The organism is Streptomyces wedmorensis, from assembly GCF_000716445.1.
Taxonomy (GTDB): domain Bacteria; phylum Actinomycetota; class Actinomycetes; order Streptomycetales; family Streptomycetaceae; genus Streptomyces; species Streptomyces wedmorensis.
Genome location: NZ_JNWK01000015.1, coordinates 81,446 through 96,034 on the forward strand (window position 1 = coordinate 81,446; position 14,589 = coordinate 96,034).

The window sequence follows — 14,589 nt, forward strand, 5'->3', positions numbered from 1 at the left end:
ATGCCTTCTCGTTCGTACGGTCTGGTCGGCGGGGCAGCGGACGGGTGGGTCAGCGGGTGCGGTTGAGGGTCTGCAGGGCCGCGCGGAGCAGCTGCGGTACGGGGGCGGTGCCGGTCTCGGCGAGGGCGGCCTCGGCCTGCGGGGTGACGGCGCTGACGGCCTCCTCCGCCTCGCGGCTCGCGTAGCCCAGGCCGATCAGCGCGGCGGAGAGCTGCTCGGTCCACGGCGCCGGGCCGGAGGCCGCGGCGCGCTGGGCGCCGACCAGGCCGCTGCTGCCGAGCGGGGCGCCCAGCTTGTCCTTGAGTTCGAGGAGGAGCTTCTGCGCGCCCCTCTTGCCGATGCCGGGGACGGCGGTGAGGGCCTTCTCGTCGCCGGTGGAGAACGCGATGCGCAGGGCGTCGGGGCTGTGCACCCCGAGCATGGCCTGCGCGAGGCGGGGGCCGACGCCGCTGGCGGTCTGGAGGAGTTCGAAGACCTGCCGCTCGTCGTCGTCGGCGAAGCCGTACAGGGTGAGGGAGTCCTCGCGGACGACCAGGGAGGTGGCGAGCCGGGCGTCCTGGCCGACCCTCAGCGCGGAGAGGGTGTTCGGCGTGCACTGGACGGCCATGCCGACGCCGCCGACCTCGATCACGGCGGTGGTGGGGGCGAGTGCGGCGACCGGGCCGCTGACGAAGGCGATCATCGGGTTCGGCCTTTCTCTGCGGACGTCTGCTGGGCGACCGCCTGCTGGAGGCGGTTCTGCGCGGGAGCCCGCCAGATGTGACAGATGGCGAGGGCGAGGGCGTCGGCGGCGTCGGCGGGCTTGGGCGGGGCGGAGAGCCTCAGGAGCCGGGTCACCATGGCTCCGACCTGGGCCTTGTCGGCGCGGCCGCTGCCGGTGACGGCGGCCTTGACCTCGCTGGGGGTGTGCAGGGCGACGGGAATGCCGCGGCGCGAGGCGCAGAGCATGGCGACCGCGCTGGCCTGGGCCGTGCCCATCACCGTACGCACGTTGTGCTGGCTGAACACCCGCTCCACAGCGACCAGTTCGGGCGAGAAGCGGTCGAGCCACTCCTCGATGCCGCGCTCGATGCCGACCAGGCGCACGCCGATGTCCGCGTCCGCCGCCGTCCGCACCACACCCACGCCGAGCATGGTCAGGGGCCGGCCGGCGACGCCTTCGACGACGCCGACGCCGCAACGGGTGAGACCGGGGTCCACCCCGAGTACGCGCACTGTGCCCCCTCCCTGATCGCAAGTCTGTTTGTGCAGGCTATCGGGTGGCACTGACAACGCAGCGGGCCGACGGGGTGTGTCCCGTCGGCCCGCTGCGTGGAAGGACCGCGATCAGGCGTCGACCTTCTCCATGACCTCGTCGCTGACGTCGAAGTTGGCGAAGACGTTCTGCACGTCGTCGCTGTCCTCCAGCGCGTCGATCAGCTTGAACATCTTGCGCGCGCCGTCTTCGTCGAGCTCGACCTGCATGGTCGGAACGAAGCTGGACTCGGCCGAGTCGTAGTCGATGCCGGCCTCCTGGAGGGCGGTACGGACCGCGACCAGGTCGGTGGCCTCGCTGATGATCTCGAAGGACTCACCGAGGTCGTTGACCTCCTCGGCACCGGCCTCGAGCACCGACTCCAGGACGTCGTCCTCGGACAGCTCGCCCTTGGGGAGCACGACGACGCCCTTGCGGTTGAACAGGTACGAGACCGAACCCGGGTCCGCCATGGAGCCGCCGTTGCGGGTCATGGCCACGCGCACGTCGGAAGCGGCGCGGTTGCGGTTGTCGGTGAGGCACTCGATGAGCACCGCGACACCGTTCGGGCCGTAGCCCTCGTACATGATCGTGGCGTAGTCGACGCCGCCGGCCTCGAGGCCGCCGCCGCGCTTGACCGCGGAGTCGATGTTCTTGTTCGGGACCGAGCTCTTCTTCGCCTTCTGGATGGCGTCGTAGAGCGTCGGGTTACCGTCCGGGTCGGCACCGCCGGTGCGGGCCGCGACCTCGATGTTCTTGATCAGCTTCGCGAAGAGCTTGCCGCGCTTGGCGTCGATCACGGCCTTCTTGTGCTTCGTCGTAGCCCATTTAGAGTGGCCGGACATCTGCCTGTCTCCTTCGCGTAACCCATTTCTGAACGAACCCCAGAGATCCTACCGGGATCCGATCAGCCCGAAGCGCGCACCATGTCGACGAACAGGGCGTGAATCCGGTGGTCCCCCGTGAGCTCGGGGTGGAACGAGGTCGCGAGGGCGTTGCCCTGCCGTACGGCGACGATGTGACCGCCGTGCTCGGCCAGGACCTCGACCTCGGCACCGACGGACTCGACCCACGGGGCGCGGATGAAGACGCCCTCGACGGGGCCGTCCTCGATGCCCGTGACGGTGACGCCCGCCTCGAACGACTCGTTCTGACGTCCGAAGGCGTTGCGGCGGACGATCATGTCGATGCCGCCGAAGGTCTCCTGGCCCGAACGCGGGTCGAGGATCTTGTCGGCCAGCATGATCAGACCGGCGCAGGTGCCGTAGACCGGCATGCCCGCGGCGATGCGCTCGCGCAGCGGCTCCATGAGGCCGAAGAGCACGGCCAGCTTGGAGATGGTGGTGGACTCACCACCGGGGATGACCAGGCCGTCGACCTCGGCGAGCTCCTCGGGGCGCCTCACCGGCCTGGCCACGGCGTCAGCCGCGGCCAGGGCGATCAGGTGCTCCCGTACGTCACCCTGGAGAGCCAGGACACCAATGACGGGAGAGGGGTTCATCGGTGCTTACCAGCCCCGGTTGGCGTAGCGCTCGGACTCGGGGAGGGTGTCGCAGTTGATGCCGACCATGGCCTCGCCCAGGTTGCGGGAGGCGTCCGCGATGATCTTCGGGTCGTCGTAGAAGGTGGTGGCCTTCACGATGGCGGCGGCACGCTTGGCCGGGTCGCCCGACTTGAAGATGCCGGAGCCGACGAAGACGCCCTCGGCACCGAGCTGACGCATGAGAGCGGCGTCGGCCGGGGTGGCGACGCCACCGGCGGAGAACAGCACGACCGGCAGCTTGCCGAGCTCGGCGACCTCCTTGACGAGCTCGTACGGGGCGCGCAGCTCCTTGGCGGCGGCGAACAGCTCGTTGTTGTCGAAGCCGCGCAGCTTGGCGATCTCGTTCTTGATCTGGCGCAGGTGGCGGACGGCCTCGACGACGTTGCCGGTGCCGGCCTCGCCCTTGGAGCGGATCATGGCCGCGCCCTCGGCGATGCGGCGCAGGGCCTCGCCCAGGTTGGTGGCGCCACAGACGAAGGGGGTCGTGAAGGCCCACTTGTCGGAGTGGTTGACCTCGTCGGCCGGGGTCAGGACCTCGGACTCGTCGATGTAGTCGACGCCGAGGGACTGGAGGACCTGGGCCTCGACGAAGTGACCGATGCGGGACTTGGCCATGACCGGGATGGACACCGCGCCGATGATCTCTTCGATCATGTTCGGGTCGGACATGCGGGCCACGCCGCCGTCCTTGCGGATGTCCGCGGGGACCCGCTCCAGGGCCATGACGGCCACGGCGCCGGCGTCCTCGGCGATCTTCGCCTGCTCGGCGTTGACCACGTCCATGATCACGCCGCCCTTGAGCTGCTCGGCCATGCCGCGCTTCACACGGGCGGTGCCGGTCTCGGGGGACTGGGGGGAGGGGGAAGGCGTGGTGGACACAAGTACCTCACTCGTGACAACAGCGATTGACGACAAGAGCGAGGAAACAGTCCACCTGCGGTCCACAGCAAGGGCCAATGTGGACCCGGTGGATCGTTTTCGCAGGTTACGGGGCGTCAGGCCGGACGATCGGCAAGGGCCACCGGCGGCTCGTCGTCCATTTCGAAGGCCAGCGGGAACGGCGCGTGGCCCGCAAGCCGGAACCACCGGACCTTGCGGTGGCGGCGCAGGGCGCGGGCCGCCCGCACCGCGTCGTTGTGGAAGCGCCGGGCCATCGGCACCCGGCGCACGGCCTGCGCGAGCTCCCCCGCCGCCTCCTCGCCGCCCGGTGCCTGCCGTACGAGCTCCACCTGCTCGGGCTCCCCGAACACGGCCCGCAAGGCCTGGCTGAGTTCGCTCTCGGCGACCTCCCGGTGATCCTCCTCTGCCTGCCGGGCCGCGTGCGCGGCCTCGTACAGCACGATCGACGCGGCCGGATCGAGGACACCGGACGTGGCGAGCTCCTGGGTGACCGAGGCCCGCCGCAGCAACTGCGCGTCCAGGGCCGCGCGGGCCGCGTCGATGCGAGAGTGCAGCCGGTCGAGCCGCCCGGCGGTCCAGCTCAGGTAGACGCCGATGAAGATCAGCGCGACGACGGTCCAGATCAGGGTTTCGGTCACGGGCGCACAGGCTACCGGGGCGGCGGCAGCGTCCCTTCCCAAACCCCCCGGTCATGGGCGAACAGGACACGTGCGGGACGACCGCCGGCGAGCTCGCCGAGCCGGTCGAGCCAGGGCCGGTACGGCCTCGCGAACTCGTCGGCGAAGTCGTACGCCTGCCCCGCCAGGACCGTGACCCGGTCACCGTGGTCGAGGACCAGCGACTGATGGCCCTCCGTGTGGCCCGGAGTCGGCACGATCAGCACGCCCGGCGCGATCTCGTGCTCGCCGTCCAGCTCCTCGTACCGCACGCCCGGCAGCAGCGAGTCGATCGTGTAGCCGCCGGCCCGGGCGACCGCCAGCTCCGTCCGCTGCACCAGGACGGGCGTCTGCGGGAACCTCTGGTTCCCGCCGATGTGATCGAAGTGCAGGTGGCAGTTGACCACGACGTCCACGTCGGCCGGGCCCACGGGCAGGGCGTGCCGCACCGGCCGGTAATGGGCGTCCGTCTCCGGGGAACCCGTTCCCACGCCGGTGTCGAACAGCAGCCGGACGCCGGAGTGCCGCACGACGTGACCCAGGACCGGCTCGACCCGTACGCCCGGGCCTCCCCACTCCTCCGCCGGCCGCCGCAGCTCCCCCAACTCCACCCTCACGACCCCACCCATCCCCCTACCCTTCCCCCACCCCACAGGGCGCAACCGCCCCCTCGACCCCCCACCCGCGGCCTTCGCCTACCGCGCACGGGCCTCCGCCCCGCGTGAGCCCCCGTCAGGAGTGGTGTCCGGGGCGTCGGCAGACGGCCGAACGGAGGTGTGCGACACACCTGCGGAAGGCTGGAGTCCACCCCTTCGGGGGCCCGGACGGCGCGTTGGGCACCCTCCCCGCGCGACCCCAAATAGCGTCCAGTAGGGTTTGGTCCGCATAAACATCCAAACCCCTGCCCGCGGCCGGGGCGGCGACCGACCAGCGAGACGGACGGCCGTGGCCGACCAACGCGGGCCGAGACTCTCGGGAAGGCGCTACGTGAGTCCCAACGGCTCCGACCGCTCGTCGCGGCGCCCGATGCGGCGGAAGCTGCCGCAGGTGCTGACTGCGGGCCTGATCCTGGCGACAGCCACCGGCTGCTCGTACAACTGGGAAGACTTCCCCCGCCTGGGTATGCCCACTCCGGTCACGGAAGAGGCACCTACGATCCTCTCCCTCTGGCAGGGCTCGTGGGCGGCTGCGCTCGTCACGGGCGTCCTGGTGTGGGGGCTGATCCTGTGGTCCGTCATCTTCCACCGGCGCAGCCGCACCAAGGTAGAGGTACCCCCGCAGACGCGGTACAACATGCCCATCGAGGCGCTGTACACGGTGACGCCACTCATCATCGTGTCGGTCCTCTTCTACTTCACCGCGCGCGACGAGTCGAAGCTCCTTTCGCTCGCCGACAAGCCGGCCCACACCATCAACGTGGTCGGCTATCAGTGGAGCTGGGGCTTCAACTACATCGAGAACGTGCCGGGTGTGACGGGTGACGCGCAGACGGCCCCGAACCTCGACGCCATCCCGGACAAGTTCCAGGACGACTTCCCGGCCAACGCCGGCGGTGTCTACGACGCCGGTATCCCCGGCGACCGGAACCCGCAGACCGGCAACCCGGGCCCGACCCTGTGGCTGCCGAAGGGCGAGAAGGTCCGGTTCGTCCTGACCTCCCGTGATGTCATCCACTCCTTCTGGGTGGTCCCCTTCCTGTTCAAGCAGGACGTCATCCCGGGGCACACCAACGCCTTCGAGGTGACCCCGAACCAGGAGGGCACCTTCCTCGGCAAGTGCGCCGAGCTGTGCGGTGTCGACCACTCCCGGATGCTCTTCAACGTCAAGGTGGTCTCCCCGGAGCGCTACCAGCAGCACCTGAAGGAGCTGGCCGAGAAGGGGCAGACCGGCTACATCCCGTCTGGCATCGAGCAGACGGACCCGGCCAGGAATGCGGAGAAGAACCAACTGTGAGCATCCACAACGAAACCCAGGGTGCCGCCGCAGCTGAGGACTCGTACGAGAACGAGCTGCCCGTACGGCGCAAGCAGCCCGGCAACGTCGTGATCAAGTGGCTGACCACCACCGACCACAAGACGATCGGCACGCTCTACCTGGTCACGTCGTTCGTCTTCTTCTGCATCGGCGGACTCATGGCGCTCTTCATGCGCGCCGAGCTGGCCCGTCCGGGTACGCAGATCATGTCGAACGAGCAGTTCAACCAGGCGTTCACGATGCACGGCACGATCATGCTGCTGATGTTCGCGACGCCGCTGTTCGCCGGATTCGCGAACTGGATCATGCCGCTGCAGATCGGCGCGCCCGACGTGGCGTTCCCGCGGCTGAACATGTTCGCCTACTGGCTGTACCTCTTCGGCTCGATCATGGCGGTCGGTGGCTTCCTCACCCCGCAGGGTGCGGCCGACTTCGGCTGGTTCGCCTACTCCCCGCTGTCGGACGCAGTCCGCTCGCCGGGTGTCGGCGCCGACCTCTGGATCATGGGTCTGGCCTTCTCCGGCTTCGGCACGATCCTCGGCTCGGTCAACTTCATCACCACGATCATCTGCATGCGCGCCCCCGGCATGACGATGTTCCGCATGCCGATCTTCACCTGGAACGTGCTGCTGACCGGTGTCCTGGTCCTGCTCGCCTTCCCGGTGCTGGCGGCCGCGCTGTTCGCCCTGGAGGCGGACCGCAAGTTCGGTGCCCACGTCTTCGACGCGGCCAACGGCGGCGCCCTGCTGTGGCAACACCTCTTCTGGTTCTTCGGACACCCAGAGGTGTACATCATCGCCTTGCCCTTCTTCGGCATCGTCTCCGAGGTCATCCCGGTCTTCAGCCGCAAGCCGATGTTCGGCTACATCGGTCTGGTGGCCGCGACCATCGCGATCGCCGGTCTGTCCGTGACGGTGTGGGCGCACCACATGTACGTCACGGGCGGCGTGCTCCTGCCGTTCTTCTCCTTCATGACGTTCCTCATCGCCGTACCGACCGGTGTGAAGTTCTTCAACTGGATCGGAACGATGTGGAAGGGCTCGTTGTCCTTCGAGACACCGATGCTCTGGACGATCGGCTTCCTGATCACCTTCACCTTCGGTGGTCTGACCGGCGTCATCCTGGCCTCGCCGCCGATGGACTTCCACGTCTCCGACTCGTACTTCGTCGTCGCGCACTTCCACTACGTCGTCTTCGGCACCGTGGTCTTCGCGATGTTCGCCGGGTTCCACTTCTGGTGGCCGAAGTTCACGGGCAAGATGCTGGACGAGCGGCTCGGCAAGATGACGTTCTGGACGCTGTTCGTCGGCTTCCACGGCACCTTCCTGGTGCAGCACTGGCTCGGTGCCGAGGGCATGCCGCGTCGTTACGCGGACTACCTCGACGCCGACGGCTTCACCGCGCTGAACACGATCTCGACGATCTCCTCCTTCCTGCTCGGTCTGTCGATCCTGCCGTTCCTCTACAACGTCTGGAAGACCGCCAAGTACGGCAAGAAGATCGAGGTCGACGACCCGTGGGGCTACGGCCGTTCGCTCGAGTGGGCGACCTCCTGCCCGCCGCCGCGGCACAACTTCCTCACCCTGCCGCGGATCCGTTCGGAATCCCCGGCGTTCGACCTGCACCACCCTGAGATCGCAGCTGTCGACCAGCTCGAGAACAAGCCGCACGAGGCCGCGGCCCTCACGGGCAGCAAGGAGGCCGGCAAGTGAAGATCCAGGGCAAGATGTTCATCTGGCTGAGCGTCTTCATCCTTGCCATGGCGATCCTCTACGGCGTCTGGTCCAAGGAGCCGGTCGGCACGACGGCGCTCTTCCTGGCCTTCGGCCTGTCCATCATGATCGGCTACTACCTGGCCTTCACGGCCAGGCGTGTCGACGCGATGGCGCAGGACGACAAGGAGGCGGACGTCGCGGACGAGGCCGGCGAGGTGGGCTTCTTCGCCCCCCACAGCTGGCAGCCGCTCTCGCTGGCGGTCGGCGGCGCGCTCGCCTTCCTCGCCATCGCGATGGGCTGGTGGATCCTGTACTTCTCCGCCCCGCTGATCCTCGTCGGCCTGTTCGGCTGGGTCTTCGAGTTCTACCGCGGCGAGAACCAGAACCAGTAGCAGTACCCCGCTCCGCACCGGAGCACACCGAGGGGCCCGGACACTTCGTCACCGAAGTGTCCGGGCCCCTCTTTTGCAGCACTCGGCGCGCTGGTCGTGAGGAATGTCCTTAGCGTGAAGTCATGAACGACACGCCGCGCATTCGGACCTTTCTGAGCTGCACTCTTCTGGTCGTCACCGTCACCGCGGCCGCCACCGCGTGTGCGGGCTCCGACGGCCATCCGCTGTCCGCGAAGGCGTACGACGCGGCGGACCAGCTCGCGGTCAACGCCCCCGCCGACGGAGCCAAGGCGGACCCCGAGAAGCCCCTGGAGATCACCGCCAAGGGTGACGACGGCCGGATCACCGACGTCACGGCCACCGACGCCTCAGGACGCCACCTCGCGGGCGAACTCACCGCGGACGGGCAGCGCTGGCGCTCCACGGTCGCCCTCGCGGCCGGCGCCCGCTACACCGTCCGGGTGGCCACGGAGGACGGTGACGGCGCTCCAGGCGCCCGTACGTTCACCTTCGAGACGGCTCCGGCCAAACGGGGCCTCACCGCGACCTTCGGGCCGCAGGCGGGCACCTACGGAGTCGGCCAGCCGATAACCGCCGACCTCAGCCTCCCCGTCAAGGACCCGAAGGCCCGCGCGGTCGTCGAACGGGCCCTCAAGGTCCGCTCCACGCCCGCCGTGGAGGGCGCCTGGTACTGGGTGGACGACAAGAAGCTGCACTTCCGCCCGAAGGAGTACTGGCCCGCCGGCGCCCTCGTCACGGTCACCGGCAACCTGGACGGCCTGAAGGTCGGCGACAAGCTCTACGGCGGCGCCTCCAAGCCCCTGAAGCTCACCATCGGCGACCGCATAGAGGCCATCGCCGACGCCGGGTCCCACTACATGACGGTGAAGCGCAACGGAGAAGTGATCAACACCATTCCGGTGACCACCGGCAAACCGGGATTCTCCACCCGAAACGGTGTCAAGGTCATCCTCGGCAAGGAGTACTACGTCCGCATGCGCGGCACGAGCATCGGCATAGCCGAGGGCAGCTCGGAGTCGTACGACCTGCCGGTCTACTACGCCACCCGGGTCACCTGGAGCGGCGAGTACGTCCACGCCGCGCCCTGGTCGGTCGGCTCGCAGGGCGTGGCGAACGTCAGCCACGGCTGTGTCGGCATGTCGACCGGGAACGCGGCCTGGTTCTACGAGACCGTCCGCCCCGGCGACATCGTCCGCGTCGTCAACAGCATCGGCGAGACGATGGACACCTTCGGCAACGGCTTCGGCGACTGGAACCTGTCCTGGGACAAGTGGCGCGAGGGCAGCGCCCTGGTGGAGGCCGCCGGAAGCCCGGTCGCCCCCACCGAGAAGGCCCGCCTACGCCCGTCGATCTGACCGGCTCACGCGTCGATCGACAGGCGCGAGCGCAGCAGGGACGCCAGGGACGCCGCGAACTCCACCGGTTCCACCGGAAGGGTCACCGCGGCGTCCGCGCGGCTCCAGGTGGCCAGCCAGGCGTCCTGCGGGCGCCCGATCAGCAGCAGCACCGGCGGGCAGCGGAAGACCTCGTCCTTGATCTGCCGGCAGACGCCCATGCCGCCCGCGGGCACCGCCTCGCCGTCCAGGACGCACACGTCGATGCCGCCCTCCTCCAGGCGCTTGAGCACCGCCGGGAGCGTCGCGCACTCCACGAACTCGACCGGGGGAACGTCGGCCGCCGGCCTGCGCCCGGCCGCGAGGCGTACCTGCTCGCGGGTGTTCGCGTCGTCGCTGTAGAGCAGGACCGTGGCACTCGACTGCATCGTTCCTCCGCGTGGAAGTCCGTGGGATGGTCGTCGATCGATGCGCCGGATGCTACTCCGCTCCACACCCCGTCAACACCCGTTCAACACCTGTTCGAAGGGTGCTCCGGGGCCCTTCCACTGGGCCGTTCGGGCTGGACACGCACCCCGGACACTCCGAACGGCACCCCCCGGAGTGAGGGCGGGATAAGCGACCGACATAATGTCGGTCGTGGCGACAGTAACGACAGTAGAAACAGGGCACGCGCACCCGTCGGTCAATCGACCGAACCTCACCAGCGTCGGAACCATCATCTGGTTGAGCTCCGAGCTGATGTTCTTCGCGGCCCTCTTCGCGATGTACTTCACCCTGCGATCGGTGATGGGTGCCGAGTTCTGGGAGGAACAGGCCTCGGCCTTGAACTTCCCGTTCTCGGCGACCAACACCACGATCCTGGTGCTTTCCTCCCTCACCTGTCAGCTCGGCGTGTTCGCCGCCGAGCGGGGCGACGTGAAGAAGCTCCGGACGTGGTTCATCATCACGTTCGTGATGGGTGCGATCTTCATCGGCGGCCAGGTCTTCGAGTACACCGAGCTGGTCAAGCACGAGGGCCTCTCGCTCTCGTCCGACCCGTACGGCTCCGTGTTCTACCTGACCACCGGCTTCCACGGCCTGCACGTGACGGGCGGTCTCATCGCCTTCCTGCTGGTCCTCGGCCGGACGTACGCCGCCAAGAGGTTCACTCACGAGCAGGCAACCGCCGCCATCGTCGTGTCCTACTACTGGCACTTCGTCGATGTCGTCTGGATCGGCCTCTTCGCCACGATCTACATGATCAAGTAATCGGCGCCGCCGACACCGGCGGACCGAGACATCCAGCAAGCATCGACGCAGAAGATCCTGACACCGGGGTAATCCGTGAAAAAGCTCTCCGCACGACGACGCCATCCGCTGGCGGCGGTCGTCGTCCTACTTCTCGCGCTGGCGGCCACTGGGGGGTTGTACGCCGCGTTCGCGCCCGCGGGCACGGCGAAGGCCGATGAAACCGCCCAGTCCCTCGCCATCGAGGAGGGGAAGAAGCTCTACTCCGTCGGCTGCGCCAGCTGCCACGGAACCGGCGGTCAGGGCACCTCTGACGGCCCCTCCCTCGTCGGCGTCGGTTCGGCCGCCGTCGACTTCCAGGTCGGCACGGGTCGTATGCCGGCCCAGCAGCCGGGCGCCCAGGTCCCGAAGAAGAAGGTCATCTACTCGCAGGCTGAGATCGATCAGCTCGCGGCGTACGTCGCCTCTCTCGGTGCCGGCCCGATCACGCCGACCGAGGGCCAGTACAGCCCTGAGGGTGCCGACATCGCCAAGGGTGGCGAGCTGTTCCGCACCAACTGTGCCCAGTGCCACAACTTCACCGGTGAGGGTGGCGCGCTGACCTACGGCAAGTACGCCCCGAACCTCGAAGGCGTGAGCCCGAAGCACCTCTACGAGGCCATGCAGACCGGCCCGCAGAACATGCCCTCCTTCCCGGACACGACCATGCCGGAGAAGGAGAAGAAGGACATCATCGCGTACGTCCAGGCCGTCAACAGCGACGAGGCCGACAACCCGGGCGGCCTCAAGCTCGGTGGCCTCGGCCCCGTCAGCGAGGGCCTGTTCGCCTGGGTCTTCGGTCTGGGTGCGCTGATCGCAGTTGCCATCTGGGTCGCGGCCCACACCGCTAAGGCCAAGAAGTCATGAGTAGCCAAGAGATTCCAGAAGAGAACCTGCCGGCAGGGCAGGACACCGCGCACGGCGCGGTGAAGGTCGCCGACGACCCGTTCGCCGACCCGGGCCTCCCGCCCCACAAGCCCCGCATCCAGGACATCGACGAGCGGGCCGCGCGTCGGTCCGAGCGCGCGGTGGCGTTCATGTTCACGCTGTCGATGCTGGCCACGATCGGCTTCATCGCCTCGTACGTGATCTTCCCGGTCGACAAGATCGTGTACATCTGGCCCTTCGGCCGGGTGTCCGCGCTCAACTTCGCCCTGGGCTGGACCCTCGGTCTCGCGCTCTTCTTCATCGGCGCGGGCGCGGTCCACTGGGCCCGCACCCTGATGTCCGACGTCGAGATCGCGGACGAGCGTCACCCGATCGCGGCCGACGCCGAGACCAAGGCGAAGGTCATGTCGGACTTCGCGGCCGGTGCCGCCGAGTCGGGCATGGGCCGTCGCAAGCTCATCCGCAACACGATGTTCGGTGCGCTGTCGCTCGTCCCGCTCTCCGGCCTCGTGCTGCTGCGTGACATGGGCCCGCTGCCCGAGAAGAAGCTCCGGACCACCATGTGGGCCAAGGGTCTTCAGCTCATCAACATGAACACCAACGAGCCGCTGCGTCCCGAGGACGTCGCCGTCGGTTCGCTGACCTTCGCGATGCCCGAGGGCCTCTCGGAGCACGACCACGACTTCCAGGTCGAGATCGCCAAGGCCGCCCTGATGATCGTCCGGATCCAGCCGGAGGACATCAAGGACAAGCGCGAGCTCGAGTGGTCGCACGAGGGCATCGTCGCCTTCTCGAAGATCTGCACCCACGTGGGCTGCCCGATCTCCCTGTACGAGCAGCAGACGCACCACGTCCTCTGCCCGTGCCACCAGTCCACCTTCGACCTCTCCGACGGCGCCCGCGTCATCTTCGGCCCGGCCGGTCACGCCCTCCCGCAGCTGCGGATCGGCGTGAACGACAAGGGCTTCCTGGAGGCGCTCGGCGACTTCGACGAGCCCGTCGGCCCTGCCTTCTGGGAGCGCGGATGAGCACCGTGACCGATACCAAGAAAGCACCCGCCGGTGAGCGGGTCGCCGACTGGGCCGACGGCCGCCTGGGGATCTACACGCTGGCCAAGGCCAACATGCGGAAGATCTTCCCGGACCACTGGTCCTTCATGCTGGGCGAGATCTGCCTCTACAGCTTCCTCATCATCATCCTGACGGGCGTCTATCTGACGATGTTCTTCCACCCGTCGATGAACGAGGTGGAGTACGTCGGACCGTACGTCCCGCTCCAGGGACAGCTGATGTCCGAGGCGTTCAACTCGACGATGCACATCTCGTTCGAGGTCCGCGGTGGTCTGCTCATCCGGCAGATCCACCACTGGGCGGCGCTGATCTTCCTCGCCGGCATGTTCGTGCACATGATGCGCGTCTTCTTCACGGGCGCGTTCCGCAAGCCGCGTGAGATCAACTGGCTGTTCGGCTTCCTGCTGTTCTTCCTGGGCATGTTCACCGGCTTCACCGGTTACTCGCTCCCGGACGACCTGCTCTCCGGCACCGGTGTCCGCTTCATGCAGGGCGCGATCCTGTCCGTGCCGGTCATCGGCACGTACCTGTCGATGTTCCTGTTCGGCGGGGAGTTCCCCGGCGGCGACTTCGTGGCCCGGTTCTACTCGGCCCACATCCTGCTGCTGCCCGGCATCATGCTCGGCCTCGTGGTGGCCCACCTCATCCTGGTGTTCTTCCACAAGCACACGCAGTTCGAGGGCCCCGGCCGCACGAACAAGAACGTCGTGGGCATGCCGCTGCTGCCGGTCTACATGGCCAAGGCCGGAGGCTTCTTCTTCCTGGTCTTCGGTGTCATCGCGGTCATCTCCGCGATCGCCTCGATCAACCCGATCTGGGCCCTCGGCCCGTACCGCCCGGACCAGGTGTCCACCGGCGCCCAGCCCGACTGGTACATGGGCTTCGCCGAGGGTCTGATCCGTGTCATGCCGGGCTGGGAGATCAACCTCTGGGGCCACACGCTCGTCCTGGGCGTGATGATCCCGCTGGCGATCTTCCCGGCGGTCCTGGCCGCGATCGCGGTCTACCCGTTCATCGAGTCCTGGATCACCGGCGACAAGCGCGAGCACCACATCGCGCAGCGCCCGCGCAACGCTCCGACGCGCACCGCCTTCGGTGTCGCCTGGATCACCGCGTACATGGTCATGCTCGTGGGTGGTGGAAACGACCTCTGGGCGACCCACTTCCACCTGTCGCTGAACTCGATCACCTGGTTCGTGCGGATCTTCTTCTTCCTCGGTCCGGTCATCGCGTTCATCGTCACCAAGCGGATCTGCCTCGGCCTCCAGCGCCGCGACAAGGACAAGGTGCTGCACGGCCGCGAGTCCGGCATCATCAAGCGCCTGCCGCACGGTGAGTTCGTCGAGGTCCACCAGCCGCTCAGCCAGGGCGAGCTGCACCGCCTCACCGCGCACGAGCAGTACGAGGCCGCGGAGCTTCCGCCGGCCGTCGACGAGAACGGCGTGGAGCGCAAGGTCGGCGCCATGGAGAAGCTCCGGGTCAAGCTCAACAAGGGCTACTACGGCGGCGACAGCCAGATCGCCAAGCCGACGGTCGAGGAGTACAAGGAGATCCAGAGCGGCCACGGCCACCACTGATCACCTTGACCTCCTG

Annotated in this window: 16 protein-coding genes; 8 read left to right on the forward strand and 8 right to left on the reverse strand. The window is 68.1% G+C overall.

Annotated features, from left to right (window positions below):
* Window positions 1–49 precede the first annotated feature (49 nt).
* The 7 genes from ruvA to OO54_RS14560 all read right to left on the reverse strand — a co-directional run bounded on the left by ruvA (window position 50) and on the right by OO54_RS14560 (window position 4,962).
* A complete protein-coding gene (gene ruvA / locus OO54_RS14530) occupies window positions 50–682 on the reverse strand; it encodes a Holliday junction branch migration protein RuvA (protein ID WP_033203288.1) in 633 nt (210 codons plus the stop codon).
* A complete protein-coding gene (gene ruvC, locus OO54_RS14535; protein ID WP_033203289.1) occupies window positions 679–1,215 on the reverse strand; it encodes a crossover junction endodeoxyribonuclease RuvC in 537 nt (178 codons plus the stop codon). The genes ruvA and ruvC overlap by 4 nt, the downstream gene beginning before the upstream one ends.
* Window positions 1,216–1,326: 111 nt before the next feature.
* Window positions 1,327–2,079, reverse strand: a complete 753-nt coding sequence (locus tag OO54_RS14540; RefSeq protein WP_017242256.1) for a YebC/PmpR family DNA-binding transcriptional regulator — start codon at window positions 2,077–2,079, stop codon at window positions 1,327–1,329.
* Between the two features lie 62 nt (window positions 2,080–2,141).
* Window positions 2,142–2,735: a pyridoxal 5'-phosphate synthase glutaminase subunit PdxT gene (gene pdxT, locus OO54_RS14545; protein WP_033203290.1), complete on the reverse strand. Its 594-nt coding sequence runs from the start codon at window positions 2,733–2,735 to the stop codon at window positions 2,142–2,144.
* Between the two features lie 6 nt (window positions 2,736–2,741).
* Complete coding sequence (gene pdxS / locus OO54_RS14550) at window positions 2,742–3,656, reverse strand: pyridoxal 5'-phosphate synthase lyase subunit PdxS (RefSeq protein ID WP_026058774.1); 915 nt, start codon at window positions 3,654–3,656, stop codon at window positions 2,742–2,744.
* A 116-nt stretch (window positions 3,657–3,772) separates the two neighbouring features.
* Window positions 3,773–4,315 carry a hypothetical protein gene (locus tag OO54_RS14555; RefSeq protein WP_033203291.1) on the reverse strand — a complete coding sequence of 181 codons (543 nt, stop codon included), beginning with the start codon at window positions 4,313–4,315 and terminating at the stop codon, window positions 3,773–3,775.
* An 11-nt stretch (window positions 4,316–4,326) separates the two neighbouring features.
* Complete coding sequence (locus OO54_RS14560) at window positions 4,327–4,962, reverse strand: MBL fold metallo-hydrolase (protein ID WP_033203292.1); 636 nt, start codon at window positions 4,960–4,962, stop codon at window positions 4,327–4,329.
* 358 nt (window positions 4,963–5,320) lie between these two features.
* Between OO54_RS14560 and ctaC the strand changes: the two genes are divergently transcribed.
* From ctaC to OO54_RS14580, 4 genes are all read left to right on the forward strand, one after another.
* Window positions 5,321–6,286, forward strand: a complete 966-nt coding sequence (ctaC, locus tag OO54_RS14565) for an aa3-type cytochrome oxidase subunit II (protein WP_033203293.1) — start codon at window positions 5,321–5,323, stop codon at window positions 6,284–6,286.
* Window positions 6,283–8,019: an aa3-type cytochrome oxidase subunit I gene (gene ctaD / locus OO54_RS14570; RefSeq protein WP_033203294.1), complete on the forward strand. Its 1,737-nt coding sequence runs from the start codon at window positions 6,283–6,285 to the stop codon at window positions 8,017–8,019. The genes ctaC and ctaD overlap by 4 nt, the downstream gene beginning before the upstream one ends.
* Window positions 8,016–8,414 (forward strand): cytochrome c oxidase subunit 4, encoded by a 399-nt coding sequence (locus tag OO54_RS14575; RefSeq protein ID WP_033203295.1) that lies wholly within the window; start codon window positions 8,016–8,018, stop codon window positions 8,412–8,414. The genes ctaD and OO54_RS14575 overlap by 4 nt, the downstream gene beginning before the upstream one ends.
* 122 nt (window positions 8,415–8,536) lie before the next feature.
* The gene (locus OO54_RS14580) at window positions 8,537–9,790 is read left to right on the forward strand and encodes a L,D-transpeptidase (RefSeq protein WP_033203296.1); all 1,254 of its coding nucleotides are present in this window, start codon (window positions 8,537–8,539) and stop codon (window positions 9,788–9,790) included.
* 5 nt (window positions 9,791–9,795) lie between these two features.
* On the opposite strand, the gene OO54_RS14585 is transcribed toward OO54_RS14580, so the two are convergent.
* On the reverse strand, window positions 9,796–10,197 hold the full coding sequence (locus OO54_RS14585; protein WP_017238855.1) for a DNA-binding transcriptional response regulator: 402 nt from the start codon (window positions 10,195–10,197) through the stop codon (window positions 9,796–9,798).
* A 202-nt stretch (window positions 10,198–10,399) separates the two neighbouring features.
* On the opposite strand from OO54_RS14585, the gene ctaE reads away from it, so the two are divergent.
* The 4 genes from ctaE (at window position 10,400) to qcrB (ending at window position 14,573) form a co-directional block, all read left to right on the forward strand.
* The gene (gene ctaE, locus OO54_RS14590) at window positions 10,400–11,020 is read left to right on the forward strand and encodes an aa3-type cytochrome oxidase subunit III (RefSeq protein WP_033203297.1); all 621 of its coding nucleotides are present in this window, start codon (window positions 10,400–10,402) and stop codon (window positions 11,018–11,020) included.
* Between the two features lie 75 nt (window positions 11,021–11,095).
* Entirely contained in the window at window positions 11,096–11,905 is an 810-nt protein-coding gene (gene qcrC, locus OO54_RS14595; RefSeq protein WP_033203298.1) for a cytochrome bc1 complex diheme cytochrome c subunit, read from the forward strand.
* Entirely contained in the window at window positions 11,902–12,954 is a 1,053-nt protein-coding gene (gene qcrA / locus OO54_RS14600) for a cytochrome bc1 complex Rieske iron-sulfur subunit (protein WP_033203299.1), read from the forward strand. The genes qcrC and qcrA overlap by 4 nt, the downstream gene beginning before the upstream one ends.
* Complete coding sequence (gene qcrB / locus OO54_RS14605) at window positions 12,951–14,573, forward strand: cytochrome bc1 complex cytochrome b subunit (RefSeq protein WP_033203300.1); 1,623 nt, start codon at window positions 12,951–12,953, stop codon at window positions 14,571–14,573. The genes qcrA and qcrB overlap by 4 nt, the downstream gene beginning before the upstream one ends.
* The last annotated feature ends 16 nt before the right edge of the window (window positions 14,574–14,589 follow it).